This is a genomic window from Paenibacillus sp. FSL F4-0236, from assembly GCF_038000135.1.
Lineage (GTDB): Bacteria > Bacillota > Bacilli > Paenibacillales > Paenibacillaceae > Paenibacillus_AQ.
The window spans coordinates 1,420,715-1,447,313 of sequence record NZ_JBBOBK010000001.1; the positions used below are offsets into that span (position 1 = coordinate 1,420,715).

General features: G+C 42.5%; 28 protein-coding genes. 22 read left to right on the forward strand and 6 right to left on the reverse strand.

Annotated elements, in window-relative coordinates; translation table 11 throughout:
• Positions 1-11: 11 nt before the first annotated feature.
• Genes NSQ29_RS06450 through NSQ29_RS06475 form a run of 6 tightly spaced genes read left to right on the forward strand, consistent with a single transcriptional unit; the run spans position 12 to position 6,517 of the window.
• Entirely contained in the window at positions 12-1,013 is a 1,002-nt protein-coding gene (locus NSQ29_RS06450; protein WP_341124594.1) for an ABC transporter ATP-binding protein, read from the forward strand.
• Positions 1,010-2,002 (forward strand): ABC transporter ATP-binding protein, encoded by a 993-nt coding sequence (locus NSQ29_RS06455; RefSeq protein ID WP_042189914.1) that lies wholly within the window; start codon positions 1,010-1,012, stop codon positions 2,000-2,002. Before NSQ29_RS06450 ends, NSQ29_RS06455 begins: the two co-directional genes overlap by 4 nt.
• A 41-nt stretch (positions 2,003-2,043) precedes the next feature.
• Complete coding sequence (locus tag NSQ29_RS06460) at positions 2,044-3,498, forward strand: M17 family metallopeptidase (RefSeq protein ID WP_341124595.1); 1,455 nt, start codon at positions 2,044-2,046, stop codon at positions 3,496-3,498.
• A 24-nt stretch (positions 3,499-3,522) separates the two neighbouring features.
• Complete coding sequence (locus tag NSQ29_RS06465) at positions 3,523-4,215, forward strand: copper homeostasis protein CutC (protein WP_341124596.1); 693 nt, start codon at positions 3,523-3,525, stop codon at positions 4,213-4,215.
• Positions 4,216-4,242: 27 nt separating this feature from the next.
• Positions 4,243-5,193 carry an ROK family protein gene (locus NSQ29_RS06470; protein ID WP_341124598.1) on the forward strand — a complete coding sequence of 317 codons (951 nt, stop codon included), beginning with the start codon at positions 4,243-4,245 and terminating at the stop codon, positions 5,191-5,193.
• A gap of 49 nt (positions 5,194-5,242) precedes the next feature.
• A complete protein-coding gene (locus NSQ29_RS06475; protein WP_339797246.1) occupies positions 5,243-6,517 on the forward strand; it encodes an alpha-L-fucosidase in 1,275 nt (424 codons plus the stop codon).
• 224 nt (positions 6,518-6,741) lie between these two features.
• Here NSQ29_RS06475 and NSQ29_RS06480 read toward each other — a convergent pair whose 3' ends face one another.
• Together NSQ29_RS06480 and NSQ29_RS06485 are read right to left on the reverse strand one after the other, a co-directional pair.
• A complete protein-coding gene (locus NSQ29_RS06480; RefSeq protein WP_042189905.1) occupies positions 6,742-7,737 on the reverse strand; it encodes an HAAS signaling domain-containing protein in 996 nt (331 codons plus the stop codon).
• Positions 7,724-8,071 (reverse strand): PadR family transcriptional regulator, encoded by a 348-nt coding sequence (locus NSQ29_RS06485; protein WP_042189902.1) that lies wholly within the window; start codon positions 8,069-8,071, stop codon positions 7,724-7,726. The genes NSQ29_RS06480 and NSQ29_RS06485 overlap by 14 nt, the downstream gene beginning before the upstream one ends.
• A 304-nt stretch (positions 8,072-8,375) precedes the next feature.
• Between NSQ29_RS06485 and NSQ29_RS06490 the strand changes: the two genes are divergently transcribed.
• The 6 genes from NSQ29_RS06490 (at position 8,376) to NSQ29_RS06515 (ending at position 13,297) form a co-directional block, all read left to right on the forward strand.
• Positions 8,376-8,501 carry a hypothetical protein gene (locus tag NSQ29_RS06490; RefSeq protein ID WP_269321764.1) on the forward strand — a complete coding sequence of 42 codons (126 nt, stop codon included), beginning with the start codon at positions 8,376-8,378 and terminating at the stop codon, positions 8,499-8,501.
• A gap of 96 nt (positions 8,502-8,597) precedes the next feature.
• Positions 8,598-9,065: a MarR family winged helix-turn-helix transcriptional regulator gene (locus NSQ29_RS06495; RefSeq protein WP_042189900.1), complete on the forward strand. Its 468-nt coding sequence runs from the start codon at positions 8,598-8,600 to the stop codon at positions 9,063-9,065.
• Between the two features lie 96 nt (positions 9,066-9,161).
• The gene (locus tag NSQ29_RS06500) at positions 9,162-10,133 is read left to right on the forward strand and encodes a ring-cleaving dioxygenase (RefSeq protein WP_341124600.1); all 972 of its coding nucleotides are present in this window, start codon (positions 9,162-9,164) and stop codon (positions 10,131-10,133) included.
• 32 nt (positions 10,134-10,165) lie between these two features.
• The gene (locus NSQ29_RS06505; RefSeq protein WP_341124601.1) at positions 10,166-11,227 is read left to right on the forward strand and encodes an LLM class flavin-dependent oxidoreductase; all 1,062 of its coding nucleotides are present in this window, start codon (positions 10,166-10,168) and stop codon (positions 11,225-11,227) included.
• Positions 11,228-11,242: 15 nt separating this feature from the next.
• Positions 11,243-11,809 carry an NADPH-dependent FMN reductase gene (locus NSQ29_RS06510; protein WP_341124602.1) on the forward strand — a complete coding sequence of 189 codons (567 nt, stop codon included), beginning with the start codon at positions 11,243-11,245 and terminating at the stop codon, positions 11,807-11,809.
• Between the two features lie 393 nt (positions 11,810-12,202).
• Positions 12,203-13,297, forward strand: a complete 1,095-nt coding sequence (locus tag NSQ29_RS06515) for a winged helix DNA-binding domain-containing protein (protein WP_341124603.1) — start codon at positions 12,203-12,205, stop codon at positions 13,295-13,297.
• Positions 13,298-13,507: 210 nt separating this feature from the next.
• Here the strand turns inward: NSQ29_RS06515 and baiCD are convergent, their stop codons facing one another.
• Positions 13,508-15,433: a bile acid Fe-S flavoenzyme BaiCD gene (baiCD, locus tag NSQ29_RS06520; protein ID WP_341124604.1), complete on the reverse strand. Its 1,926-nt coding sequence runs from the start codon at positions 15,431-15,433 to the stop codon at positions 13,508-13,510.
• A gap of 176 nt (positions 15,434-15,609) precedes the next feature.
• Here baiCD and NSQ29_RS06525 point away from each other — a divergent pair, with 176 nt between their 5' ends.
• Together NSQ29_RS06525 and NSQ29_RS06530 are read left to right on the forward strand one after the other, a co-directional pair.
• Positions 15,610-16,143 carry a PadR family transcriptional regulator gene (locus NSQ29_RS06525; protein ID WP_341124605.1) on the forward strand — a complete coding sequence of 178 codons (534 nt, stop codon included), beginning with the start codon at positions 15,610-15,612 and terminating at the stop codon, positions 16,141-16,143.
• Between the two features lie 58 nt (positions 16,144-16,201).
• A complete protein-coding gene (locus tag NSQ29_RS06530; RefSeq protein ID WP_341124606.1) occupies positions 16,202-16,732 on the forward strand; it encodes a hypothetical protein in 531 nt (176 codons plus the stop codon).
• A 105-nt stretch (positions 16,733-16,837) separates the two neighbouring features.
• On the opposite strand, the gene NSQ29_RS06535 is transcribed toward NSQ29_RS06530, so the two are convergent.
• Positions 16,838-18,103: an alkaline phosphatase gene (locus NSQ29_RS06535; protein WP_076286586.1), complete on the reverse strand. Its 1,266-nt coding sequence runs from the start codon at positions 18,101-18,103 to the stop codon at positions 16,838-16,840.
• A gap of 128 nt (positions 18,104-18,231) precedes the next feature.
• Positions 18,232-18,840: a methyltransferase family protein gene (locus NSQ29_RS06540; protein ID WP_339797232.1), complete on the reverse strand. Its 609-nt coding sequence runs from the start codon at positions 18,838-18,840 to the stop codon at positions 18,232-18,234.
• Between the two features lie 107 nt (positions 18,841-18,947).
• On the opposite strand from NSQ29_RS06540, the gene NSQ29_RS06545 reads away from it, so the two are divergent.
• Positions 18,948-19,478, forward strand: coding sequence for a hypothetical protein (locus NSQ29_RS06545; RefSeq protein ID WP_052404355.1), 531 nt, complete (start codon positions 18,948-18,950; stop codon positions 19,476-19,478).
• Here the strand turns inward: NSQ29_RS06545 and NSQ29_RS06550 are convergent.
• Positions 19,448-19,996: a MepB family protein gene (locus NSQ29_RS06550; protein WP_341124607.1), complete on the reverse strand. Its 549-nt coding sequence runs from the start codon at positions 19,994-19,996 to the stop codon at positions 19,448-19,450. The two genes, NSQ29_RS06545 and NSQ29_RS06550, sit on opposite strands and share 31 nt — an antisense overlap.
• Positions 19,997-20,115: 119 nt before the next feature.
• Here NSQ29_RS06550 and NSQ29_RS06555 point away from each other — a divergent pair, with 119 nt between their 5' ends.
• From NSQ29_RS06555 to NSQ29_RS06580, 7 genes are all read left to right on the forward strand, one after another.
• Positions 20,116-21,003, forward strand: a complete 888-nt coding sequence (locus tag NSQ29_RS06555) for an aminoglycoside 3'-phosphotransferase/choline kinase family protein (protein ID WP_341124608.1) — start codon at positions 20,116-20,118, stop codon at positions 21,001-21,003.
• Between the two features lie 123 nt (positions 21,004-21,126).
• Entirely contained in the window at positions 21,127-21,324 is a 198-nt protein-coding gene (locus NSQ29_RS31495) for a cysteine-rich CWC family protein (RefSeq protein WP_197071231.1), read from the forward strand.
• A gap of 87 nt (positions 21,325-21,411) precedes the next feature.
• Positions 21,412-21,978, forward strand: coding sequence for a 5' nucleotidase, NT5C type (locus tag NSQ29_RS06560; protein WP_042189883.1), 567 nt, complete (start codon positions 21,412-21,414; stop codon positions 21,976-21,978).
• Between the two features lie 157 nt (positions 21,979-22,135).
• Entirely contained in the window at positions 22,136-22,462 is a 327-nt protein-coding gene (locus tag NSQ29_RS06565; RefSeq protein ID WP_042189881.1) for a PadR family transcriptional regulator, read from the forward strand.
• Between the two features lie 6 nt (positions 22,463-22,468).
• The gene (locus NSQ29_RS06570; RefSeq protein WP_339797222.1) at positions 22,469-23,242 is read left to right on the forward strand and encodes a permease prefix domain 1-containing protein; all 774 of its coding nucleotides are present in this window, start codon (positions 22,469-22,471) and stop codon (positions 23,240-23,242) included.
• A 343-nt stretch (positions 23,243-23,585) separates the two neighbouring features.
• Complete coding sequence (locus NSQ29_RS06575) at positions 23,586-24,209, forward strand: TetR/AcrR family transcriptional regulator (protein WP_340971341.1); 624 nt, start codon at positions 23,586-23,588, stop codon at positions 24,207-24,209.
• Positions 24,210-24,254: 45 nt separating this feature from the next.
• Positions 24,255-26,594 (forward strand): ABC transporter permease, encoded by a 2,340-nt coding sequence (locus tag NSQ29_RS06580; protein WP_341124609.1) that lies wholly within the window; start codon positions 24,255-24,257, stop codon positions 26,592-26,594.
• Positions 26,595-26,599 lie beyond the last annotated feature (5 nt).

Genomic DNA, 26,599 nt, shown 5'->3' on the forward strand with positions numbered 1-26,599 from the left:
AGGGACAAGACATGACTCAAAATTTGCTGGAAGTACAAGGGCTGAAAACGGAGTTTAAACGCGGCGATGGAAGTATAACGGCAGTTGCAGGTGTTGACTTTGTGATTAAGAAAGGTGAAGTGCTGGGTCTAGTTGGAGAATCCGGCTGTGGCAAAAGCGTTACCTCACTGTCGATTATGCGGCTCCTTAAGGATACGCCAGGCAGAATTTCTGGCGGTTCTGTTCGTTTCGAGGGAACGGATCTGACAAAGGTTACGGACAAAGAGATGCGCCAGATACGGGGAAATGAAATGGCGATGATTTTTCAGGAGCCGATGACTTCGCTTAATCCTGTGCTGAAGATTGGTTTGCAATTGATGGAGCCGATAATGTTGCATTTGGGTTATGGTCGGAAGAAGGCTCGTGAACATGCCATTCATATGTTGCGGTTAGTTGGTATACCACGTGCGGAAGACTTGGTGGATGAATATCCGCATCAGCTTTCTGGCGGTATGAGGCAGCGTGTAATGATTGCGATGGCGATGTCTTGCCACCCGAAACTGCTGATTGCAGATGAACCAACAACGGCGCTTGATGTAACGATTCAAGCTCAAATCCTTGATCTAATGAAGCACCTGAAAGAAGAACAGGATATGGGAATGCTGCTCATAACCCATGACCTTGGTGTAGTGGCAGAACTATGCGACCGTGTAGTTGTTATGTATGCTGGTCGTGTAGTGGAGGAAGCTTCTGTTCATGAACTATTTGCAAGACCGCAGCATCCATATACGAAGGGATTAATTCAATCCGTTCCTAAGCTGCGTCAAAACGTACGTCGCTTGGATTCCATTAAAGGGAATGTACCTGATCTATCACAAATGCCAGCAGGTTGTAAGTTTGCGCCACGCTGCGATTATGTCACAGAGCGTTGTCTCTCGCAGGAGCCAGAGTTACTCCCGATTGAGGGACTAGAGCGAAAGAGTCGTTGTTGGCTTACACAGCAGGAGAACACGGAAGGAGGGGGACGTTTGTGAAGGAGACTCCACTCATTGAAGTTAAAAGTCTGAAGAAGTTTTTCTCGGTGAAAAAGGGCTTTTTCGGAACTACTAGATATTTGCACGCAGTTGATGGGATCTCATTCGCTATACGTAAAGGAGAAACGTTCAGCCTTGTGGGTGAAAGTGGCTGTGGTAAATCTACTACGGGTAGATTAGTGACTCGCTTGCTGGAGCCGAATGACGGTGAAGTGTGGTTTAAGGGTCAAAATATTAGCCATATCTCAGACAATCAAATGCGGCCTATTCGTAAAGATATACAAATGGTGTTCCAAGACCCCTATGCTTCGCTTAATCCACGGATGAAGGTGAAGGATCTTGTGGCTGAACCTCTGCTCATTCATACAAAGCTCTCGTCCAAAGAACGGGATAAACTAGCATGCGAGTTACTAGAGACAGTGGGATTGAATAGTATCCACGCCGAGCGCTACGCTTTTGAGTTCAGCGGTGGGCAGCGACAACGGATTGGAATTGCCCGGGCGTTATCTGTTCGCCCAAGCTTAATCGTGGCGGATGAGCCTGTGTCAGCACTGGATGTTTCGATTCAGTCACAAGTGCTAAATCTGTTGCAGGATCTGCAGGAAGAGTATGGTCTGACATATTTATTCATTTCACATGATCTAAGTGTTGTTGAGCATATTAGTGATCGAATTGGAGTTATGTATCTTGGTTCGCTCGTAGAGACGGCGGATAAGGATACCTTGTATGATCGTCCAATGCATCCATACACACAAGCACTGCTATCTTCTGTACCTGTACCCGATCCTACCTTAAAGAAGGAGCGCATTATTCTGAAGGGAGATCTTCCAAGTCCGGTTGACCCACCGTCGGGATGCCGTTTTCATACAAGATGTCCCTCCTGCATGGAAATCTGTAAGCAGCATGTACCGATATTCCGAGAAGTCGAACCAGGTCATGAGGTTGCGTGTCATTTATTTGATGAAGAAATGCTGAAATTAGAGCGGTAGCTGAAATTGTGAGATAACTTTACGGAAAAGAAGGGACAGCGATGAATATCTTATTCGATTCCGCTAATGTGGCGGATACTATTGTCTATTTAGCTTATGACGAGGAGTCTTTTCCTTTTAAGCTGGGATCGCCCCACAAACAGTGCAGCAGTGTGACTTGGTTACATGCTCGCACTGAGGAAGAGTCTGATGTGTTAGCGGTAGGAATGGGAAAGCGCAAGGATATTACGCTTGAGAGGATTCGCCGAGCGGGTGGAGCTGCTGCTCGTGCAATTCTGAAGGAAGGACGCAGTAGTGCTTCGCTTGTTCGCTTAGCATCGGAGGCTATAAATAGGAATAAGGATATTACTGCTGCTGATGAATTACAAGCTTGGATGGAAGGCTGGATTCTCGGCTTGTACCGTTTCCAAACTTATCGGGGAACTACCAAGGTGGAAGGCTCTGTTGAATTACAGCTTCAATCGATAGATTGGCCTGAGCTGTCATCGATTGAATTGGAAGCTGTACGGGTTTCTGCACAGATACGCGCTGAAGGAGCCGTAGTTGCTCGCGATCTTGTGAATGAGGTACCTGGGACACTGAACCCTGATCGTTTTGCGGAATGGATGGCAGAATTTTTCGACCGTGATGATGCTGCTTTGAAAGTCCATATCTATCGAGGACAGGAGCTCGTGGAACTTCAGATGAATGGATTGCTCGCAGTTGGAGCGGGGAGTAAGCACGCTCCAGCCCTAGTTGAAATTCGTTACAAGAGTAACCCTGAATTACCGATGTTAGCACTGGTAGGTAAAGGTGTAACCTTTGACTTAGGCGGCATGAATGTGAAGACGGCTAGCGATATCAGCGATGCACGCATGGATATGGGCGGTGCGGCTGCTGTTATTGGGGCTATGGATATTTTGATACGGAAGCGTGCAAATGTAAATGTGACCGCACTTATTCCAGTCGTTGATAATGTGCCAGATGCTGAGGCGATGTTACCTTCGTCTGTTATCCGCTACCCTAACGGGCTAACCGTTCAGGTTGCGAATACGGATGGCGAGGGTCGACTTATCATAGCGGATGCGCTTATTCATGCCGCGAATATCGGAGCAACCCAAGCTATTGATATCGCTACCTTAACTGGAAATGTCGGTGCGGCGCTCGGATTAGGCATCGCGGGCATATGGGGCGATGCAGATATAACGCAGAGTCTAGTTGAGATTGGTGAGCGCAATGGAGAACGACTGTGGCCCATGCCGTTAATGGATGAATATGAAGCAGATCTTCGGAGTAATTACGCCGATCTCCGCAATGTTAGTACTTCCCCTTTTGCAGGTGCGATTACAGCAGCCCTATTTATTCGGCGCTTTGTAGCAGAATCTATGAGCTGGGTTCATATTGATATGGCTGGGACGGTACAGTACAAACAGGATGTGGGGTACTCTGAAGCTGGAGCGACGGGATATGGTGTACGCCTGCTCGCCGATTATGTCATGAAGCAAGTGCATCATTAACAACTGGAAGAGTGGGTGAAAGTTATGAGATTGGAAATCATCGCTACTTGTATGGATGATGCTCTGACGGCTGAGGCGAATGGCGCAGATCGTCTTGAGCTTATTACTGCCATTACGGAAGGTGGATTAACACCAGGAATAGGGTTGGTGGAGCGGGTAGCCAAATCGGTTAGCATTCCTGTCTTTGTTATGGTCCGTCCGCACAGTCGATCATTTAACTATTCCAAGGATGATATTTTGACCATGGCTGCAGAGATCAGGCAGATTGCAGCCAGTGGTGCTTCGGGAGTTGTTCTTGGCGCATTAACACCGGAAAAAAAGATCGATGAGCATGCGCTTGAAATATTATTGCCGTTGACAGATGGCTTACAAGTAACCTTCCATCGTGCTTTTGACGAGCTGGAGGACCAAATTGCAGGTTATCGGACACTTTGTAATTACCCGCAAATCACTCGTATACTTACCTCTGCTGGACCAGGTCCGGCACCTGAAGCCATTCCCGCTATGCGTAGGCTAGTAGAGGAATCAAGAGGTAGTTCGATAAGTATTTTGGCTGGAAGTGGTTTGAAGCCAGAAGGTATTACATCGTTTATTCAACAGACCGGAGTCACAGAAGTACATTTTGGATCGGCTGTTCGTCATGGCAAAGATGCTTTGTCGCCAATCGATCCAGTAGCCCTGCGGGCGTTAGCTAAGAATATTCATTCGAACGGCTAATAATAGATAGTGAAAAGGTGAATGGTTATGCATAAGGCTGAGAGCTATGTAGTAGGAATTGATTTAGGCGGAACAAAAATTGCCGCAGCATTATTCGATTCAAAGGGTACCGTGTTGAATCGGGAATTAATGGAGACAGCTGGCGCGTGCACCGCTGAAGAGGTGGTGCAGCGAATGATCGGAATGATCCGCTCTGTATCCGAAGGGCGACCGCTGATTGGAGTCGGACTGGCTTCTCCTGGAGCTGTGAATAGCCAGGATGGAATCGTAATTCACGGTACCAATCTTCCTGAATGGGATAATGTTCCACTGAAACATTGGATGGAGTCAGAACTTGGCATAGAAGTGAAAGTGGTAAACGATGCGAACGCTGCGGCTTGGGGCGAGTATGTAAGAGGAGCTGGCAAAGGCTCGAACAACATGGTGTATGTTACCTTCAGCACAGGAATTGGAGCTGGAATTGTTATGGATGGTGAGCTACTGCTCGGAACGAACTCATTTGCTGGAGAACTCGGTCATAATATTATTGACCCGCACGGAACGGAATGTAGCTGTGGAAGATATGGATGCTGGGAAGTATTTGCTTCGGGTACAGCGATTCGGGATATGGCACTGCGGAGTATGGAGAGCAGAACGTCGATGATTACAGAGCTGGCTAGTAGAAGTGGTGAAAAGATTAATTCTCGACACGTCTTCGAAGCGATGGCACTAAAAGATCCGGTGGCTGTTGAGGTGATTGAGCGAACGATTCATTATATGGCGATTGGATTAGCTAACGCGGTACATACGTTTAATCCTGATCGTATTGTAATTGGTGGAGGCGTAAGCAAAGCTGGTGAACTACTGTTTCCAGCGCTGAGAGAGAAAACAGAGGAACTTGTCATGAAGCCGTATAAAGGAACTTATACTATTGAATCAGCAGGTCTGAGGGATGATGTAGGTCTTATAGGCGCTGCAGCATTATTTCATACCGTCTAGACTATCTGAACTATTTATCAAAGCTAGCGAAAACGGAGGGGCTGAAGAGATGGGTACAAGAGAAGAAAGAACGAGATGGTTCTTACAGGATAGATTCGGTATGTTCATTCATTGGGGATTATATTCAATTCCAGCACGAGGTGAGTGGATTCGTGGAAACGAGCGAATGAGTAGAGAGCATTATATGACGTATTTCGATGAATTTGACGCATCTCGATATGACCCGAAGAAGTGGGCCAGCGCAGCAAAAGCAGCGGGGCAGAAGTATGCGGTTCTTACGACCAAGCACCACGACGGATTCTGCTTGTTTGATAGCAAGCTAACAGATTTTAAAGCGACTAACACGCCTGCTGGACGTGATCTCGTTCGAGAATATGTAGACGCTTTCCGGGCGGAAGGTATTGCTGTAGGTCTGTATTACTCTATTATTGATTGGCATCATGATGACTACCCTGGATATGGTGATAAAGCGCATCCTGATCGGGATAACGAAGCGGCTAAAGACAAGCCGATTGATTTTGATCGATACTTGGAGTATATGCATGGACAAGTGAAGGAACTGTTGACGAATTACGGCAAAATCGACATCATGTGGTTTGATTTCTCCTATGACAATATGACCGGAGAGAAATGGAAAGCAACGAAGCTAATCCGTATGATTCGCTCTATCCAGCCGGATATTATTATCGACAATCGTTTGGGTGGGAATATCCGCGCGGCCGAGCCAGAAGAATATGCTGGAGATTTCTTTTCTCCAGAGCAGATCATTCCTCCCGGTGGCATTGTTGACGTGAATGGTCAATCCATTCCATGGGAAGCATGCATTACGCTTAATGATAACTGGGGCTACCATTCCGAAGATAAAAATTATAAATCAACCCAGCAGGTCATTCGCTCAATGGTCGAATGTATCAGTAAGAATGGTAACCTCCTCCTTAATGTTGGACCAGATGCTAAAGGTGAAATGACACGGGAATCACTGGTTATCCTTGACGAAGTTGGGGAGTGGATGCGCCTTAATGGCGATAGTATTTATGGATGCGGGAAGTCTTCGCTGCCTAAGCCAGAGTGGGGACGTTATACGCAAAAGGGCAACAAGTTGTATGCGCACGTCTACGACCGTGGAATTGGCCCGATCTATTTCCAAGGCTTGAAAGGGAAGATTAAAAAGGCTAGATTACTACGTGATGGTACCGAGCTAAAGGTGGAGGTGCCGTGGATGGCTGAGGAATATTCGGATGTTGACGGTGGGGCGTTTATTACATTAAAAGGGGCTAAGCTTCCCGACGAGATGGATACGGTTATTGAGCTTGAGCTTCTTTAATTAAACCAGATAGAGTGTCCCATAAGTCATGAATGGCTGCTGGGGCACTCTATTGTCCGAAACTCTGTTTTAAAGGCTGGAAATTCGCAAATAACGTCCTCTGGGTCCGTAACACTTAGAGTGTGCTGACTGACACTGTGAAAGCTGTTGAAGCAGGCAGCCAACGAATCAGAATACAAAGCGGCGATTCTCCAAATAACAGGAGAATCGCCGTTCTGTGAATACTAAAGGCGAGCCTTGCGGAAGCCTTCATATATATTGAGGACCGCAATTAAAATCAAGACCGCTATTCCTCCACCTACTAGCCCCGTTTCAAACTGGTTAGCTGTAGTGGTTAATAAATTAGACATGTAGTTAATGAATTCTTGGTTAAATACATTCGGATTTATAAGGATAATAGCGAATACAATAAGCACAATGAGCTCGAGAGCCGTATTACATAATGCTAATTCTCTAGTCCATTGTCTCTTGATTAATTTATATATAGTTAATGCGACTTCTAATCCGATCACAATAAGAATAATAGGCCAATAATCAAGTAACACATGCTGATTAAAAGCTGGGGCTACGAAGTTAAGTGCGCCTTCACCGCCTCTATAGACTCTGATCAGGTGTTCAGCATTAAAATAAACAGTAGCCCAAATGGCAGTCCACAGTAAACTTCCGAACACTTCGAAGCTTGTAATTGCTTTTTTCTTATGGACAAGCGCGATATCCTTCAAATCATCAGGAGTCCATTTCCTTAATTTTGTAGTAAGTGGATGACCTTCCTTTCCTTTATCCGCCCGTTCGATAATAGCGAACACAACAGTTATCCAAAAAAAGACTTGGATTCCTACTTCAAGGAAGGTTCCAATTCCTCTACTTATAACTGCAGTAACAATATCCGCAACTGTTTTATCTCCGCTATAGCCAATCAAGTAATCAGCAACCAGAGCGATTAAAGAAACAACTACAGCGATGGGTATAATCATTTTTAACAACGTAACATATAAATCGAAATAGCGTGGGCCGATGAGATACATGGGCTGATCGCGATACTCACTAGCTAAAATAGCGGGATTGCCCAATTTTGTAAGGACGGCTTTTACCTCTTTTTCGTCATAATCATCCGGTAACATATCCTCGATGGTAGATCGTAATTCGAGAGCGATATCCTCCCGATTTTGTTCCGGTAACCTCCGAGTCACTTCATGAATGTAAATCTCAATTAGATTCATGGTCATCCTCCCCTTGTAATAGGCCGTAGAGCTCTTTCGAATTCTTAAGCCATTCTTCCTTTAGCTGTAAAAAAATTTCTACGCCATAGTCACTTAGAACATAATACTTACGGGGTCTGCTCTCGGATGTGTCCCAGCTGCTCGTCACTAATTCCTGTTTCTCTAATCGGCGAAGTAATGGATATAGAGTGCTTTGATCGATGATGATGCTGGATTCCTCCAACAATTGAACGAGCGAATATCCATACTGGGGTGTTCGTAATTGACTTAAAACGGCTAGCGTTAACGTACCTCTTCTAAGCTCTGTGATTAAAGAATTTAATAAAGTACTCATTCACCCACCTCATTATTTAAAATATAAGGATTTATAATCGCTTATAAATTGTTCTTATATTTTAGGTTTAAACGCTTGCTGTCCTTGAGAGGACGTCGAAGCCGCTTATACTTACTATGTGTCATACAGTATTTGATCTATACTATGCATCATACACTATTGTTGTTCTAACATCAATTGAATAAAAAAATCTTCTAAATAAATAAGAAAATTTTTCTATTTTGTGAAGCAGTTTGATTAAAAGGAGGTTGTGAAATGATTCCATTTTTTAGTGACATCCCTAATGCTTCTAAAGGGGAGGTAGTTGAACCGGTTCATAGGGGGTGGTCAAAGGGAAGTTACTAATATGCTGAGCCGAGCGGAGAGTGTTCTGGAGTGGTATGATGATTTTCAAACCTATATTCCGAAGTGGTATTTGGCAAGCGTGTAGGATTTTTACTGAGCTTGACTCCTTGTCAGTTTACTAGTATACTCATATTAACAAATCAATTAACACATAAAATAAACAAACGATGGACGTGACCAAATGAGAAACAATGGATTCACTGAAGATAACCAATTAAGCTTATTGATCTGGTTGCGGCTGGTTAGGGTATATGAGAATAGTAACGATCTTTCCAATGAATTCTTGAAGCAATTTAACTTAACAGTTAATCAATTCGATACCTTGGTACAAATATTATTACATCAGCCTGTAACACAGATGGAAATTGCCGAGCATCTAACCATTACTAAAGGTGGGGTATCCCATATGCTTGGCAGATTAGAGAAAGAAGGATGGATTGAACGCAAACAGGATTGGAAAGTGAAGTACATTACTTTAACGGAAAAGGGCCAAACACTTATTGAGAAGGTACTGCCCTTGCAATCGGATTTCCAAGCCTCGTTATTCGATCCACTGACAGATGAGGAGAAGAAAGTGTTTTACAGCATGCTTAAAAAGATTCATCGCCATAGCCAAGATGAGAATCGACTCCCGCGAGGTGTTCAGTAGTGTCGCAAAAGCTTTATTGATAATAAAGCTTACTTTTTTCCTCATCAGTATACTAGTAAACTTAAATTCAACAAAACTCATTAGGAGGTTTTTAAAATGAAACAACAACCCATAAACGGACAACATCATGTGTCTATGCTTACTAAGGACGCTAAACAAAACTTATGGTTTTATACAGAGGTACTGGGATTGAGACTTGTAAAGAAAACGGTCAATCAAGATGATCCATCCATGTACCATCTATTTTATGGAAATCGTAATGGTGCTCCTGGAACCGAAGTATCTTTTTTTGAAATGCCAAATGCAGGTCAGACCCGCAAAGGGACGAACAGTATTAGTTCTTTCTCCCTTCTTGTTCCTAGCGATGAAGCCTTGTCATATTGGGCTAGTCGATTAGATTCTTTTGAAGTTCCTCATGAAGCGATTGTAAGTATCGGGGAACGTAAGTCGCTTACTTTTTATGATAGAGATGAATTGACGGTCCATTTAGTATCGGCTGAAAAAGATAACGGTATCGAGCTAGTTGAGCCGTGGATTACAGAAGACATCCCTCCAAAGTATGCCATCGTTGGGTTAGGACCCGTTGAATTGACTGTACGTGAGGCTGGCCGCACAAAGACGGTTTTGGAAGATATCTTGGGCTATACACAAGTTCGGACAGTACCATCGATGGGTGATTCCAAGATTATGGTAGATATATATGAAACGGGGAAGGGTGGTTTATACACCGAGCTCCAGGTCAAAGAAGTAAATGACAAAGATCGGGAGAGACCGGGTAAAGGGAGCATCCATCATGTGGCTATAAGAGTGAAGGATATCGAAGAACTAACCGAATGGGCCGCCAAGATCACTGCTGCAGGCTTTAAAAATACAGGGGTCATTGATCGTTATTACTTCCATTCCTTGTATTTCCGGGATCCGAACCATATTCTTTTTGAGCTTGCTACAGATGGCCCGGGATTTGAGATTGATGAAACTTTTGACGCGCTAGGAGAGAGTTTGACCTTACCTTCATTTCTGGAAGAACGTCGTGAAGAGATTGAATCGAAGCTTCATCCTATTCGCTAAACCTAATACAACTATGAAAAGAGGACATAATCATGATGGAACAATATAGAATCGATGAGAAAAAAGGGTTGGAGCTAGGTTTATACACGTTAGGTGATCACACCACAGATGCCTTAACAGGAGAAGCAATTAGTGAACGACAACGGATTCAAGAGATCGTAGCGGCTGCCAAATTAGCTGAGGATGCTGGATTAGATGTATTTGGAGTAGGCGAGAGTCATCAACCTAAATTCATTACCTCAGCTGCCTCGGTTGTCCTTGGAGCCATTGCAAATGCAACCGAACGTATAAAGCTTGTCAGTTCAGCAACTGTACTAAGTACAGCAGATCCTGTACGTGTATATGAGGACTTTGCAACATTGGATTTGTTATCAGGCGGTAGAGCAGAGATTGTTGCTGGACGTGGATCGCGTCTCGGGGCCTATGAACTTTTTGGTTATGACGTAAGAGATTATGAAGAATTGTTCGAAGAGAAAATTGAATTGCTCATGAAAATAAATGAGTCCGATCGTATAACGTGGGAAGGGAAATTCCGTCCTGCATTAAATGATATGGAAATCTTCCCTAAGCCCTTAAATGGAAAGTTGCCAATTTGGCGAGCGGTTGGGGGACCTCCAGCAAGTGCAATTAAGGCGGGAAGAATGGGGATCCCGATGATGCTGACCACCCTTGGTGGCCCGTCATCTGCCTTTAAGGGTTCTGTAGAAGCGTATCGTATGGTTGCTGCAGAGTCAGGGTTTAATCCAGCAGACCTTCCCATCAGCACAACTTCTTTAATGTATATTGATCCGGACTCACAAAAAGCATTCCGCGATTATTATCCATATATCAATCACTTGATGAAAGAGCTTCGTGGGTCTTACTATCCGAAAGAACAATTTGCGGAAGCGATGAGTGTGAGAAATGCACTGCTCGTGGGAAGCCCGCAACAAATTGTGGAGAAGATCCTCTATCAACATGAGATGTATGGCCATAATCGTTTTCTAGCTCAGATTGATGTCGGTGGGTTACCTTATGCTCAAGTGGAACAAATGATTGACCTGTTCGCATCTGAAGTAGCACCAGCCGTAAGACGTGCTACAGCTAAGAAATAAGAAAGAGGGGATAGTATGAATATCATTGGGATTTCAGGATCCATTGTTGGATCGAAGACTAGAATTGCTGTACAGCAAGCACTTAACAACATCACAGAAAAGCATCCGGATTTCGACGTAGAACTAATCGATCTAGGAGATTATAAGCTGGAATTTAGTGATGGACGCAGCTACATGGATTATACAGGTGATACCAAAGTTGTTCTGGAGAAAATCATGGCCGCCGACGCGTATATCATTGGCACCCCAGTTTTTCAAGCTTCGATTCCAGGAACACTTAAGAATCTATTTGATTTACTCCCGGTTAATGGGTTTAAGGATAAAGTTATCGGTATTGTAGTAACTGCAGGTTCTTCAAAACATTACTTAGTGGCAGAACAACAACTGAAACCGATCCTCTCTTATATGAGAGCGGTGGTGGTTCCTAAGTATGTTTTTATTGAAGAGAAACAATATGACCGGAAAGTAATTGTGGATGATGATATTATTTTTAGACTGAATCGACTAGCTAATGAATTGGTGAACACCACGAACGCGATGCAGCAAGTGAAGCAAGCGGAAGAAGCAGCGTTTTTCTTTTAAAAAGAAGGGCTCTGTTTAAGAAAATACCTTCAGTCTGTAATATAAAAGGGTATTTTATCCCTAACGTTGTATTTCGTGCAACAGAATGGATCCAAAAGAAAGGGGATCTGAATTCTGTTGCATTTTTTACAATTAAATATAGGTTAAAACTCTTTTTTGAAGGTTTTCAGCAAATTCTAATGTACGAAGTGCAACAGAAACCTTTTTTTGAGGTCTGTATATGACTTTCTATTGCACATTATGCAATGGAATGGAGTTCATATTCTAATTTAATCTCGTATTTCAATAGAATCAATAGTAATATCGACATAGACATGAGCAAGAACTTAACCATTTTGTTAAATAACTGGAAGTATATAATTTGAGGATTCATTTCTGAAAAGGGGGAGTAGTGTGACGAATAACCTTATTGCAAATAGTAGGTTGTATAATCAAATGATTGCAGGCTCTTTACATCACACACCAGAGCAGGTCGTGAAAAAAATGGGGGCTATGCAAGCGCAAGACTATATGCAGGCGGTTTGGGCCATCGGACTACGTTCTCCTGCTACGAAATTAGCTGATATAGAGCGTGCAATCTCTGACCGCAAGATTATTCTTACTTGGACGCTGCGAGGTACGCTTCATTTCGTCCCAGCAGAAGATGTAAAATGGATGCTACAGCTCTCTGCACCGCGTTTAGCATCACAAACGAAGCGGCGAATGGCTGAGCTTGGACTTGATGATCAGACACTGGAGCGCTGTAGAGAAATTATTGTGAATGCTCTAAAGGGCGGGAAGCATATGGATCGTTCGGTCCTACTTCAGCTAATAGAAGAGGAAGGCATCTACACGGGGGATCAACGCGGTTATCACATGCTCTGGAATAGTGCCTATCAAGGACTGATTTGTTTTGGTCCGATGAATGGTAAACAGCAAACGATTGTATTGTTAGAGGAATGGGTGCCAGATTGCCGAGAGCTATCTTACGAACAATCGTTGCAAGAACTCGCCTTGCGGTATTTTACAGCCCGTGGATTAGCGACCGTTCAGGACTTCGCTTGGTGGGCAGGCATAACCCTTACAGATGCCAGACGAGGGCTAGAATCTGTGAAAAAAGAACTTCAATCGACAGATATAAATGGCAATGAGCATTGGATGTCTAACCATCGAGTAGTTTCAGCGGATGAAGAGTCAGGTATCTATTTACTTCCAGGTTTCGATGAGTACATTCTTGGTTATAAAGACCGGAGTGCTGTACTTGAACCTGAGACGGCTCCTTTAATTGTTCCTGGCAACAACGGTGTTTTCCTGCCTATGATTGTTGTTGGTGGCCAAGTTATAGGTACATGGAAACGTTCGATTAAGAAAAAAGGAATTGAGATAGTCATTCATCCATTTAGAGAACTTGGAAATGCTGAAGAAGCTGTGTTTAAAGCTGCTGAAAGATATGCTGCTTTTATCGGGCTGCCGATACTCAATTTTAGCGTGTCTTCTACATTGACATGAGAATGAAAATATCGTTCAGGGGTGAAGATCAAGTTCATGAATGAGGGCGAGTTTAGGTGCTTTATAGAAGACGAATACATATGGAACAGGTGCAGGCACTAACGCACTTATTAGCCCCTGAAAGTTGATTTTTCAGATAGTTCTGATAAGAACGTAACCCGGCAGGTGCGACCTGCCGGGTTTATTCATAAATCTAATTGACTATATGAACTAAATTCGTCTAGCTAATTCTGCACCCTCCCAAATAGCATTAAGCGCTCTGCGAGCTTGTACTGCATCCCCAATTACATGATAAGGAATGGAGCTTTCCTCCAAGAAGTTCTGAAGGGGTTGCTTGTTTAGGGCGCGTGATCCTACTGCGATTACTACATAATCGGCTGGCAGGCTGAGAAGCTCCCCATCTTTTTCAACCATCACGCTATTCTTTTGGATCGTCATGCACTTGCTGTTGGTCATTAATCTAACACCGTGGCCATATAAGCTTTCCATTACACAGATTTTACGAAGGATACCCAGATCATTTGCTACATCGGCTTGCATTTCTACAACAGTGATTTGATTTCCGCGTTCGACCAGGAGCTCAGCGACCTCGAGACCGACCAAACCCCCTCCAATAATAACAACTCGACCTTCAGGATGAGCTGTTCCCCATAATACATCATGTGAATTTACTACATGACTACTCAGAACACCTTCTACTGGAGGAATAATCGGGGCTGATCCGATTGCAAGAATGACTTCATCCGGACTGATTTCTTGAATAAGCTCTGGAGTAACCTCCGTATTCATTCGGATTTCTACACCTTCACGTTTAGCCGTCTCTCCCATATTCAGAGCAGCCGCGGCCATTTCTTCTTTACGCGGTGCGGCACCAGCGATATAAAGCTGTCCGCCTAGAATGTCATTTTTTTCGCATAAAATTGGAGAATGCCCACGACGTTTCAGTGTGATTGCTGCTTCTAATCCGGCTGGCCCACCACCGGCTATAAGCACTTTTTTTGGTGTGCTCGCTCGCTGCAATTCATATTCACTTTCTCTTCCGGTAGCAGGATTAAATACACAGCTGATGAAAGGCACCTTCGGATTTACGAATCCATCGAAGCAACCTTGATCACAACCCACACATTTAACAATGGTGTCCGCGCGTCCAGCTAATGCTTTGTTACAGAATTCAGGATCTGCCAATTGAGCGCGGCCAATAGCTACGAAATCAGCCAGTCCTTCGGCAATAATTCGATTAGCAATAGCTGGATCATTAATACGACCTACAGCTATAACTGGAATGTTAACCACGGATTTAATTTGTGCTGCGTTATCTACATTGAAGCCCACAGGTAAATCGATAGGTGGTACTTCATATTTAATAGCTGCGCCTGCTGGAACTCCGCGCGATACATTAATCGCATCAATACCAGCATCCTCAGCGAGCTTCGAGAAGAGCTTCATATCTTCCAGTGTAAGTCCGCCGGGAAGATCCTCGATAGCAGAGATTCTCATCAAGATAGGGAACCTAGGTCCAACGGCTTCTCGAATGGCACGGATACAAGCGAGCGGAAAGCGACAACGATTCTCCCAGGAACCGCCGTACTCATCCTGACGGAAGTTCATCGCTGGGCTTAGAAATTGTTGTGGCAAATAACCATGACCAGCATGGAATTCTACACTGTCAAATCCAGCTTTTTTCGCACGTGAAGCAGCATCTGCGAAAGCTTGAACCATCTCACTAACTTCGTGATTCTCCAGCTCACGGGGGATATGTGTTACACCCTCGAAAGGGACAGGGGAGGAGGAGACTTGAATCAGGTTGGGAGTTACTTTCCCTCCATGCCATAACTGAAGACAGCTTTTGCCGCCTGCATCACGAATAGCATGAGCCAATTGGGTCATACCAGGAATGAATTTATCATCAAAAATGGCTGGAGCATCCTCAGAAGCAGCCGTTGGGTGAACGGTTGTTACTTCAACTGTATTTAAGCCGTTACCTCCTTTTGCGCGTGCTACATGGTAATCAATCAAGCGCTCGCTGACATACCCACCCGGAGCATTCATTTTTGTTCCCATGGCAGGCAAAATGACCCGGTTCTTAAGCTCCATATTTCCTATCGTACCTTTGCTGAACAAATGTGCGAATTCCATGCTATAACTTCCTCTCTAAACATAGGTTAAAAATAACTAGGTTATTTTAACCTATACTATCGAACGGAACGATAAAAGTATGTGCATAAAATCACGAAGTATTTGGCACAAATGCAGTCCTTGAGGTAAGATAAGAAAATGACCGGAAATGAAGTCCGGTAGTTCGGAGGATGAATATGGATATTGAAGTCTTGATTCTGGCTCAATTAATGAAAGGGTCAAAACATGGTTATGAGATTAAAAAAAATATCATTTTCGTAATGAGTAACGATAAAATCGTTAATAATAATTCGCTGTATCCGAAGCTGAAATTGTTTGAAAAGCGAGGTTGGGTGATTAAAAAAACGGAAATGCAGGAAAACCGGCCTAAAAGGTATGTGTATTCCATCACAGCCGAGGGTGAGGAGCGGTTTCATATCTGCTTGAACGAATTTTCACTGGAGACTATTCGTATTGATAATGAATGGTCTATTCGTCTTGCTTATTATGAGCTACTGGATCAGGAGGCCCGCCGAAGATTACTTGATTACAGAGAGACTTACATGAAAGAGAAGCTGGAACATTTACAACAGTTATCCCTAGTGGTTGGGGACGGTGAAGATTTGGATTACTCTGAAGAGCTATATTTTTATACCCGAAGTATGGTATTACATGAGCTAGAGTTAATCCATGAGCTTTCCCATAAACTGGACGCCTTGGATATGCATTGATCCGTATCTCGCTGTCGATCATCATTGTAACTGAAATTAATGAAGAAGGGGGTTTTCCTTGAGAAAAGTATACTTATTAACCCTTGGTCTTGTACTCCTGTTTATTTTTTCAGCCTGCGATCAAGAACAGGCAAGTGATTCTGTAATTAAGGAAGTAACGGTTACAACCAAGGGGAGAGTCATTCAATCTGTCTTAAAGCCACTTGAAAGGAACACTAATTCAGAAGAAGTTAATGTATCTTTCCAATGCCTTATGGCTGAACCGGATGTTTCAATTCCCTATGTGAAGCTTGGAGAAATCATAGAAATCGAATTTAGCAATACAGCCCCAAACAGCTACAAATTGACAGATTATATTTTGAAAGATAATGGTACTTTAAAGTATAAAAAAGAAACAGCAGAGCCGGTAAATGTTGAATGGGCGGATAAGACAGCTACTTTTAAGCTCGATTCGAATATGGCGGCTTTTCTTAGTTCAGATAGTAAGGATTATGAATCAGGGGCAACTATACGGGGATTTCGACTGACAGGCGAGTGGCTAGACCAGACTAAGGAAATCACGTTTGTTATTCGAACAGATGCTAAGTAGGTATGGAGATCATCATAGTGTATAAGGGAGAACCCGGGATTGCGATTCAACAACATAAAAGACTAACCAGAAAGTCTGGCTAGTCTTTTATGTTGTTCGATCTTTTTATTTCACTTTAATACCCATGGCTTGCGCAACCTTAGTGAATACTTCGGTATTTTCGTATACTCCTGTAAACAACTGAGCGTTTTTGCCCATGGCCGTAATTGGAATATCCACTGCTGTATGACCTGAAGTCGTCCAGTCTACAACGAAATTCTGTTTGGAGTTAGCGATGGCAAACGGACCATCTTCTTTGGAAATGCCGTCACCTGATTCATCTTCAGCGTCTACGGCTTCAATAGAGAATCCACCTGTTTCATGGTCGGCGAGAACTAGGACAAGGGTATCCGGATTCTTTTTAGCGAAATCTTTGGCAATCTGTACGGACTTATCTAACTCTTGTCCCGCTTTAATCGTCATCTTGGCATTGTTTTGGTGTGCAAATTCGTCAGTACCCTCTTCTTCAACCATCAGGAAAAATCCTTTTTTATTTGCTGCAAGTGTGTCTATCGCTTTTTTCGTCATTTCAGGGAGGGATACAACCGGGTTGTAGATATCTCCTTCACCCTCTGGCTTTTGCTGGAACATTTCCTCATTTGCAAATAACCCGAGAAGTTTGCCGCTTTTCGCCTTTTGCATATCGGTTTTGTTCGTTACGTAGGAGTATCCAAGCTGTTTAGCTTTGTCTACAAGGTTCCCTTGTGTTCCTTTGCTCTTCTCTGAAGGATCTTCAGCTGGCTCATCTGCGAACTTACCTGGATTCCCAGCAGGATACCAGAAGTCTTCGCCTCCACCGAGAAGAACGTCAACTTTGCTCTTGGTCAGAAGCTGCAGAGCGATATCACTTTGTTTGGAGCGATCTTCAACATGAGCACCGAAGGCAGCGCCTGTAGCATCAGTAATTTGGCTGGTAGTTACAACGCCTGTAGATTTCCCTGCTGATTTTGCATATTCCATAATGGTTTGTACGGACTTTTTATCTGCATTCATCCCAATGGCACCGTTATAAGTCTTGACTCCGCTGGCATAGGCTGTGGCTGAAGCAGCTGAATCTGTAACAGGGACAGTGGAGCTTGTATGAATTAGTCCAGCATATGGCATAGAATCCATCGCTAGATTTCCTTTTTCACCTACTGTAGCTAGGCGGATGGCATTGCGCTGGGCAGTACCCATTCCGTCACCGACAAACAGAATCACATTTCTTGTGTTTGATGAAGCTGCATTGGCCTGATTTGGTGCTTGTGTAGTGACTACGTTGGAAACGAAGAGAGCAGTTGCTGCAGTCGCTACAATTGCCGTCTTAACGCCGTACTTTTTCGGTGATTTCATAATTTCCCTCCTAATGTATGTTTACAACCTCATACTATAGTAATTACATTAAGAGAATGTTTTCGGATATTGTAAAAAATGTAAATTGTGGCGTGCTTGAAAGCATAGGATTTACAGTAGGCAAGATTTCAAAATAAAATATATCTAGGTGTATTATTACAATATTGAATATATTCATCTCCGAATACAGATTTTAAATGCTGCTCTTCCTGAAGAATAAGTAAATGAATGGCTACAATGTTAAGAAAGAATATAATTAGTGTTAATGAATTTGGATACATAAGATACAATCCAAGAAACATGAGATCAAAACCGACAAATGCGGCGTTTCTACTAAATTTATATATACCGTGCGTGATGAGTTTTGTTACAGTAGACTTATCAATCCCAACTCTCCACGAAGTACGCATGGCAATCATTGCTTGTATGAAAATGGAACATCCGAGGGCTACTACACCAACACCGATAAAGTGAATCGCCGGATGATTAAAATGTTCTCCTACTAGTGTAACTATGTATGACTCCGCTAAGGAAAACGTAAACCACGCTGCTCCCCACACAAAAGTAGTAGTCTTAACGAACAGCTCGGTATAATGGATCATAGATCGTTTATTTCCTTTAGCTAATACGTTTCCTTTAATGTGGTTCTTTTTGTAAAGTATAAGGAGCTTCAAAAGGTAAGAAATAAGGAATATGGAGAAAAGAATTAGGGATAGGATATTTTTTAGATTACTCATTGTAATTTCCTCCTCACCAATACATATGAATGATTGCTCATATGTTTGCTTATATCTTATTTCCTGATGCTGTGCATGTCAACTAAATATTGATTTAGGGGGATAATGTGAAGACGTCAACGTATAAAAGATGGTGGTTAGGGGTCCTGATTATTGCGGCTATTGCATTAGTAAGTACTGGAATCGGAATGCTGGTTAAGCCATCGGGGTTGTCAACATATACTTCAAAAGAGTATAAGGTCACTTTGAAGTATCCCTCCGAGTGGGAACTAAATCCAGAATATGCTGAGAGGTATCAGGGGAACGACGGATTTTTTCAGTTATCCGCTATTTCTGGAGAGGGGTTATCCATCGATGAAGTAGCAAACAAGGATGCATTTCATCAACTGAAGCCTTATGGCTCTGATCCACAAATCATTGAACTGACACTAGAGGGGTTAAAAGCGGAAGAGAAAGCACGATTAATTGTGCCTTCTGCTGATCAGGAAGAGGAATGGAATCAACAGGCTGCTATTATTTTGAAATATCCAGAAGCGGTGAAAATAGGAGATTCTTTGTACAATTATTTTATTTTATGGGCGGATATAAAACATGTGGAGGACATAGGTCAGACTGTTCGATTTACTGGAAAACCGTAAAGTGTTTGCGCACGAAGAACGTCTGCTGGCTTAATTACCGGTATCTCTAAGAAATATTCCAACTGCCATTTTTGTGTTTTTTGAGCTTGACGACTCGTGGGATTATCCCATGGCGGGTACACTCGTAGTGCTCTTTTGCCACCCTCACCTTTATTGGATAATATATCTTGTTTACCTAACACAGCTTTTGGAAATACAAATTGACCAAAGTGATTTTCATTGCGCGTACTTATAACGAAGAGATCAGCAGGATCTGATATATCATAGGGTTGGATGGGGCCATCTCCAATTCTCTCCCATAACGTGACAAACTGCCCGATCTTTGTAGGTGTGATTTTTGCAACACGGAATCTAATGGATTGCGCGTTTATATTAAATATATACGCCCCATAATCAGCATTATGTGGTTCATGAATGAGGTCAGAGCAATCAAGATTGCACGGGTTATATAGAAGCTCTTGGGTAGCAAGCAGATCACTATGAATGATACCTGAAAAGCTGTGATTCTTAAATTTCATCTGTTCAAATCTCCCGGTTGAGTTCCTTAGAAACTCCTAATGTTCTCTATCTTAATGCAAGAATAGGGAGTTCACAACCGTGAACAGAGCACCTTTCCCTTGAGATTGGAGGTAGTCGTATGAAATCCATACATAAATTAATTGAAATTTTTAAGCTGAGTGTTTTGAATATAGAGTCTGTTCCAGAGTCGTTTAGTTCTGAAGTGTATAAACTTACTCTTAATAATCTAGACAACGTATACGTGAAAATTCCATACAACAGGGATAAACTGGTTCGCGAATATGAGATGCTTGAAAGACTAAAGGGTGTTATACCTGTTCCAAAAGTATTGGATTTCTGGGACGGAGATAATAGAAGTGTCGGTGCATTGCTTCTCTCCGCTATAGATGGGGTGCCTTGTACGAGTAACATTGATCAGAGTCTGGCGTTTCAAATCGGTAATTATCATGCCATGCTTCATGAAGTTACCATGCCAGCGTATGGATGTTATGGATCCGATGGTTTTCAGATGGTAGAGAACAATAGCTGGAGATTATACCTGAAAAATAATTTTGAAAAGTGGAAAGAACCTTGTAAGGAACTCCTTCATCCTGATTTATTTGAGAAATGTATTACTCACTTTGATAGCGTATATTCGGTGTTACCTGAACCTGATGGGCCTTGTGTTGTTCATATGGATTTTCGACCAGGCAATATATTAATAAAAGATAATGAAGTCGTTGGTATAATTGATTACGAGAGCGCTCGTGGTGGTTCCTCCGAAATTGATTTTACAAAAATAAACCGATACGTCTGGGAAGTAAACCCGCTAACACGGCTCCCTTATGTGCAAGGCTACGAATCGATTCATCCTTTACCTGATCTCGAAAATATTATACCGTTTTATAATTTTTATGATGCTTTTAGTGCGGTAGTTTGGTGTAAAACCAGAGGAATTGAGAACAATAAGGCATTTCTTCAGGAAAGTATAGAGGTATTGCAAAGATCTATAGAAGGAATGAAATGATTGGAAAAAATGTGAATGACTTTATTGCATGTTGGGAAAGTGCTGTGCATGCTTTATTGAATAATCCTATGCTTGGTAACTAAATAGAAGAGAAATGTTTAATCGTATGGGGGAGTAGAAGCTTTGGAAATAAAAAATAAACAAGTTGAACAACGGTATTGTCCTTTATGTAAAGAATTAAATCATTGTGGTGCTAATAGTGGTGATTGTTGGTGTTTTCATACGGAAATTCCTGCAGAACTACTAGAAAGGGTACCTTTGGAACTGAGTGGTAAAGCCTGTATCTGTCAAAGATGCGTAGAGGCGTTTAAAAAACATTAAATTGAAATTTAACTAACTCAAGACGAAAACAGTAATTATATTGTGTATACTTAAATAGTAATATAAAAAAACATATGGGGGACACAGATGAGAAAGCCTATAATTGCAGTTGATATGGATGACACGATATGCCATCTGGTCAAACGAGCTATATACCATAACAACAATGATTTCCCCACTCATGTACTGAAGTACGAGGAAATGCTTGATTGGAATACGGATCATTTACGTCATCCAGATTGTACACAAGATGTATTCTATGGGCGGCCTGGTTTATATGAGGAGCTTGAATTATTCGACGAGCATGTTGTAGGTGAAATGGAGAAGCTACACAATGCTTATGATGTTATTATTGTTACGGCGGCCCAGCCCAATGCAGTTGTTGAAAAATGGAACTGGCTGCAGAAGCATATGCCGTTTATTCCCATCGAAAATTTCTTCCCATGTAAACGAAAGAATCTTATTAATTATGATCTTCTGATCGATGACGGGGTTCACAACTTGGTTCCTGCATTGCAGGACGGAAGGAAAGTACTCTGTATTCCGCATCCATGGAATTTGAGAGCCCGTGAACAATATGGATTTCCATTATTGACCTCCTGGGAAGGTGCGAAAGAGAAGATTGATCAGATTTTTGAAAATTCAAGAGACTAGCTGATTTGAGGAGAGTTGCTCACATAGAGCAATTCTCTTTTTTTATGCTTTTTAGATTTTTTTGCCTATTTTTTTTCGCAACTACTTCATCTGTCGTAGTAATTATGGTATACTGCAACTACTACGACAGATGAAGTAATCATAGGGGGTACCATTTTTGATCAGCAGTGATGTTATACGTGGTTACAATGATACGATGATCCTCTACATGCTGCTCGATGGGGAATCCTACGGGTACGAGATTTCTAAGAATATTAGGCAGCTGACTCAAGAGAAGTATGTCATGAAGGAGACAACGCTGTATTCCGCCTTTACCCGGCTAGAGAAGAACGGATACATTGAATCCTTTTATCTGGATGAGAGTCTTGGCAAGCGGCGCACATATTACCGGATTACCCCACTGGGTCTCGCCTATTACCGAGAAAAATGTGAGGAATGGAAGGTTACGCAGGAAGTTGTAAACCAATTTATCAAGGAGTGGTGATAGTGCATGGAGACGATCATAGTATATCTGGATAATATGTTTGCGGGTCTGCCGAAGACTCCGGAACTGGAGCATTTGAAGCAGGAGCTGCTGTCCGGGATGGAAGATAAGTACCTGGAGCTGAAGCGGGATGGCAAGTCTGAGAATGAGGCGATCGGTATCGTTATTTCGGAATTCGGCAATATTGAGGAGCTGACTGCTGAGCTAGGCATCCGTCCAGCCGGACAGGAGAAGACTGTGCCCATGCTTAGTGAAGAAGAGGTTTATGCTTATGCGGCTGCTAAACGTAGCTCTGGATTATGGACCGGTCTCGGTGTTTTTCTCTGCGCATGCGGGGTGGCGCTGTTGATTACTCTTAGTACATTGTTTGAAAATAATGCTGATATGGCTGATAAAGGTTCGATGCTGGGGATGGTCGGAATGTTCGTGCTGGTCGCTGTGGCCGTTGGGATGTTCATTTATAGCGGCATGAAACTCGAGCGCTTCGAAAGTCTAGAGCAAGGCTTTCAGCTACCTTATGCGCTCAAAACGGCGCTTCAGCGCAGTCAAGCCCTTTATGCTCCGACTTATCGCCTTGCTTTGATTGTGGGCGTCTGTCTTTGTGTGCTGTCGCCGACCTTTATCTTCGCAACTTCGTATTTCAACGATGATTTCGCTGCTTATGGAGTTTCTGCCTTTCTGGTGATTGCAGCAACTGCGGTGTTCTTGTTCGTCTATTATGGAAATATCCAAGAAACTTATACGAAGCTACTGAATGAGCCACATATCGATGCAAAGTAGAAGGGAAAAGAACAATTTGTGAGAGGGCTGTGTTGTGGCCGTTGGCGACGGCGATTTTTCTGTTTACGGGCTTTGTCTATGGACGCTGGGACGTCAACTGGGCAGTATTTCCAATTACTGGAATCATGTCCGGCATGTTCAGCAATGTGTATCATACCTAAAGCGCAAAAATGTCTCCTGATTATACTGACTGCACATTAAGGTAACCTCATTCTTTGGAGGTTACCTTTTTTCTTTTGTCCAATTTGCTGGAACATCATTGACATGATGTATTAAATGTATTTAAATGTATTTAAATGTAATAGACCGACGGTCGGTCTATAAAAAGGAGGACTCAGAATAAATGAGAATTTCCAAAGAAGCGGAAGAACGCAGAAATGAAATATTAGATAAGGCAGAAATGCTTTTTTTTACGAAAGGTTATGCGAGAACTACAGTGAACGACATCTTGCAGGAGATCGGGATTGCCAAGGGCACGTTCTACTATTATTTCAAGTCGAAGGAGGAGGTTATGGAAGCAGTGGTCACACGATTCATCGATGCTGGAGTGGACATTGCGAAGATCATTGCTGCTGATTCAAAGCTCTCCGTACATGAAAAGCTACTACAAATCATAATGGCACAGAAACCTGATTCGGAGAGAAAAGGTCACATGATTGAACAGTTTCATCAAGCTGAGAATGCACTAATCCATCAGAAAAGCTTGGCTGAAACTATTTTGAAGCTAACACCTGTGTTGACAGAGGTGATTGAGCAGGGAATCGAGGAGAGCTTGTTCCACTGTCCTTATCCAAAAGAAACGATGGAATTTCTGTTGGTTGCCTCACAATTTTTATTGGATGAAGGGATTTTCAAGTGGCAGCCGGAAGAGATCATTCTCAAAATTCAGAGCTTTATTTATATTATGGAGACTACGTTGGGAGCTGAAAAAGGAAGCTTTTCCTACGTAACGCAAATGTTTGAGTAAGGTCCGTGCAGGGAGGATGAATGAGACGTAGGGGAGAGATCGTCAATGCTGCTACAAATTGTGAAAAAAGATTTTCAAAGAAATAAAATCATAACGATCGTCTTATTTATTTTTATGATGTTATCGGCGTTACTTGCTGCTTGTGCTTCTCAAGTCATTATGGAATTGTCCGGTTCTTTAAGTAATTTGCTGGATAAATCAAAGGCTCCCCATTTTGTTCAAATGCATTCTGGTCCAATAGATAACGCAGGTATTCAAAAATTCGCCTCTACAAATCCTCTTGTTAAGAATCAACAAACAGTAGAAATGCTAAGGATAGATGGCTCGCAGATTGTCTTGGGTAACAGCAATAAGTCGGAAGAGAACAGCGTAATGGATATAGGTTTTGTTAAGCAGAACCCATCATTTGATTTGCTGCTGAATTTAGAGAATCAAGTGATTAGGGTAGCTGAAGGAGAAATCGCAGTTCCTATTTATTATATGAAGCAGAATGATCTGAACATTGGTGATCAGGTTACCCTTTCCAATGGACAGTTAGATCAAAAATTTATGGTTACGGATTTTGTTCGAGACATCCAAATGAATCCCGCAATTGTTAGCTCAAAGCGCTTTGTCGTAAATGACACGGATTATAATGTACTTAAGAAGAACCATGGAGAAGTTGAGTACTTAATTGAATTTCAAATCACCGATTTAAGTAGACTTAGCGAGTTCCGGAATACCTATCAATCCTCAGATATGCCCGGTAAAGGACCAATGATAGACTATCCTTTGTTTAAGACGCTGAATGCGCTGACAGATGGGATTATTGCAGTTGTCATTATTTTGGTAAGTATCCTTCTTCTGATTATTGCCGTCCTATGTTTAAGGTTCACGATGATCGCGACCTTAGAGGAGGATTATAGAGAGATTGGCGTCATGAAAGCAATTGGGATTTCACAGCGAGATATTAGAAGGATCTATTTGGCAAAATATATGGTTATGGCAGCATGCGCTTCACTGCTAGGATATTTATTATCTTTGGGTGTGGTGCGATTATTTACAGCGAATATCACATTGTACTTGGGGACTGCTCCGAAAACGATACTTCAGCCTATTGTTCCAGTCTTAGCGGTCGGTTTGATCTTCGGCATGATTGTGTTCTTTTGCAGAGTTATTCTTAGAAGGTTTAATCGTATAACAGTAGTAGAGGCTTTAAGGTCAGGGACTGTGGGAGAGTTGAAAGGTAATAAAAGTAGAGTAGTGCTGAGTAAGCGCAGGCATATAAATGTGAATGTTTTTCTTGGCCTAAAGGATGTTTATGGACGCTTCACCATGTTCGGATTGCTATTCTTCGTATTTGTGATCTGTCTGTTTATCATTCTTGTGCCAGTGAATATATTGAATACCCTTCAGTCCCCTCGGTTTATTTCTTATATGGGTGTAGGTCAGAGTGACATGAGAATCGATTTACAGCCATCTGATCAAATAGAGAAGCGATTTAATGAACTGATAACGACGCTAAATAAGGACTCCGATATAGCTAAATTCTCACCATTAATTACTTCTCGATTTAAAGTGCTAGGCAGCGATGGCGTATGGGAGAATATTAATGTTGAAACAGGAGATTTCTCTATTTTTCCGCTCACCTATGTTAACGGAGGAACCCCTGAAAGTGGGGATGAGATTGCCCTTTCTGATCTGAATGCCAAGGAATGGAACAAAAGGGTTGGGGATAGCGTTCTTTTGGAGGTAGATGGCACTTCGAAAAAATTGACGGTTAGCGGGATCTACCAAGATATAACGAATGGAGGTCGAACTGCAAAAGCCCGATTACCTTATGACCCGAAGTCCGTGCTATGGTATATCGTAGCTTTAGATGTGAATCCGAATGTTTCCGTTCAGGAGAAAATGGATCAATATGCAAAGTTATTTTATCCAGCCAAAGTTACTCATCTAGAAAGCTATTTATCTCAGACGCTCGGGAATACGATTCGCCAATTAAAGCTGGTCACTGGCTTATCCATTGCCATCTCGATATCAATTTCAGTATTGATTACAGCTTTATTTCTAAAAATGCTTCTAGCGAAGGACGTCTCGCAAATTGCAATTTTGAGAAGCATTGGCTTTACGTTAGAAGATATTCGAAAGCAATATCAGGTAAGGCTACTACTGGTTTCTGGTCTTGGAATCATTCTCGGAACCTTTGCAGCTAATACCATCGGTCAAAAATTCACTCAATTACTCGGATCCTTTATGGGAGCATCCCAAATACAGTTTGTAGTTAATCCGGTAATAGCTTATCTTGTTCTCCCTCTTTTTTTCATGCTCATTGTAGCACTCACAACCGTAGTAAGCACGATATCGATGAAGAAATCCAATTTATCTAAACTGATTGTCGAATGAGGGTG

Excerpts from the sequence above, each read along its gene's own strand:
- NSQ29_RS06525 (WP_341124605.1), top strand. The coding sequence starts at position 15,610 with ATGGATATTGAAGTCTTGATTCTGGCTCAATTAATGAAAGGGTCAAAA.
- NSQ29_RS06575 (WP_340971341.1), top strand. The coding sequence starts at position 23,586 with ATGAGAATTTCCAAAGAAGCGGAAGAACGCAGAAATGAAATATTAGAT.
- NSQ29_RS06460 (WP_341124595.1), top strand. The coding sequence starts at position 2,044 with ATGAATATCTTATTCGATTCCGCTAATGTGGCGGATACTATTGTCTAT.
- NSQ29_RS06500 (WP_341124600.1), top strand. The coding sequence starts at position 9,162 with ATGAAACAACAACCCATAAACGGACAACATCATGTGTCTATGCTTACT.
- NSQ29_RS06540 (WP_339797232.1), bottom strand. The coding sequence starts at position 18,840 with ATGAGTAATCTAAAAAATATCCTATCCCTAATTCTTTTCTCCATATTC.
- baiCD (WP_341124604.1), bottom strand. The coding sequence starts at position 15,433 with ATGGAATTCGCACATTTGTTCAGCAAAGGTACGATAGGAAATATGGAG.
- NSQ29_RS06495 (WP_042189900.1), top strand. The coding sequence starts at position 8,598 with ATGAGAAACAATGGATTCACTGAAGATAACCAATTAAGCTTATTGATC.
- NSQ29_RS06480 (WP_042189905.1), bottom strand. The coding sequence starts at position 7,737 with ATGAATCTAATTGAGATTTACATTCATGAAGTGACTCGGAGGTTACCG.
- NSQ29_RS06560 (WP_042189883.1), top strand. The coding sequence starts at position 21,412 with ATGAGAAAGCCTATAATTGCAGTTGATATGGATGACACGATATGCCAT.
- NSQ29_RS06505 (WP_341124601.1), top strand. The coding sequence starts at position 10,166 with ATGATGGAACAATATAGAATCGATGAGAAAAAAGGGTTGGAGCTAGGT.
- NSQ29_RS06470 (WP_341124598.1), top strand. The coding sequence starts at position 4,243 with ATGCATAAGGCTGAGAGCTATGTAGTAGGAATTGATTTAGGCGGAACA.
- NSQ29_RS06475 (WP_339797246.1), top strand. The coding sequence starts at position 5,243 with ATGGGTACAAGAGAAGAAAGAACGAGATGGTTCTTACAGGATAGATTC.
- NSQ29_RS06485 (WP_042189902.1), bottom strand. The coding sequence starts at position 8,071 with ATGAGTACTTTATTAAATTCTTTAATCACAGAGCTTAGAAGAGGTACG.
- NSQ29_RS06510 (WP_341124602.1), top strand. The coding sequence starts at position 11,243 with ATGAATATCATTGGGATTTCAGGATCCATTGTTGGATCGAAGACTAGA.
- NSQ29_RS06555 (WP_341124608.1), top strand. The coding sequence starts at position 20,116 with ATGAAATCCATACATAAATTAATTGAAATTTTTAAGCTGAGTGTTTTG.
- NSQ29_RS06535 (WP_076286586.1), bottom strand. The coding sequence starts at position 18,103 with ATGAAATCACCGAAAAAGTACGGCGTTAAGACGGCAATTGTAGCGACT.
- NSQ29_RS06580 (WP_341124609.1), top strand. The coding sequence starts at position 24,255 with ATGCTGCTACAAATTGTGAAAAAAGATTTTCAAAGAAATAAAATCATA.
- NSQ29_RS06550 (WP_341124607.1), bottom strand. The coding sequence starts at position 19,996 with ATGAAATTTAAGAATCACAGCTTTTCAGGTATCATTCATAGTGATCTG.
- NSQ29_RS06465 (WP_341124596.1), top strand. The coding sequence starts at position 3,523 with ATGAGATTGGAAATCATCGCTACTTGTATGGATGATGCTCTGACGGCT.
- NSQ29_RS06570 (WP_339797222.1), top strand. The coding sequence starts at position 22,469 with ATGGAGACGATCATAGTATATCTGGATAATATGTTTGCGGGTCTGCCG.
- NSQ29_RS06450 (WP_341124594.1), top strand. The coding sequence starts at position 12 with ATGACTCAAAATTTGCTGGAAGTACAAGGGCTGAAAACGGAGTTTAAA.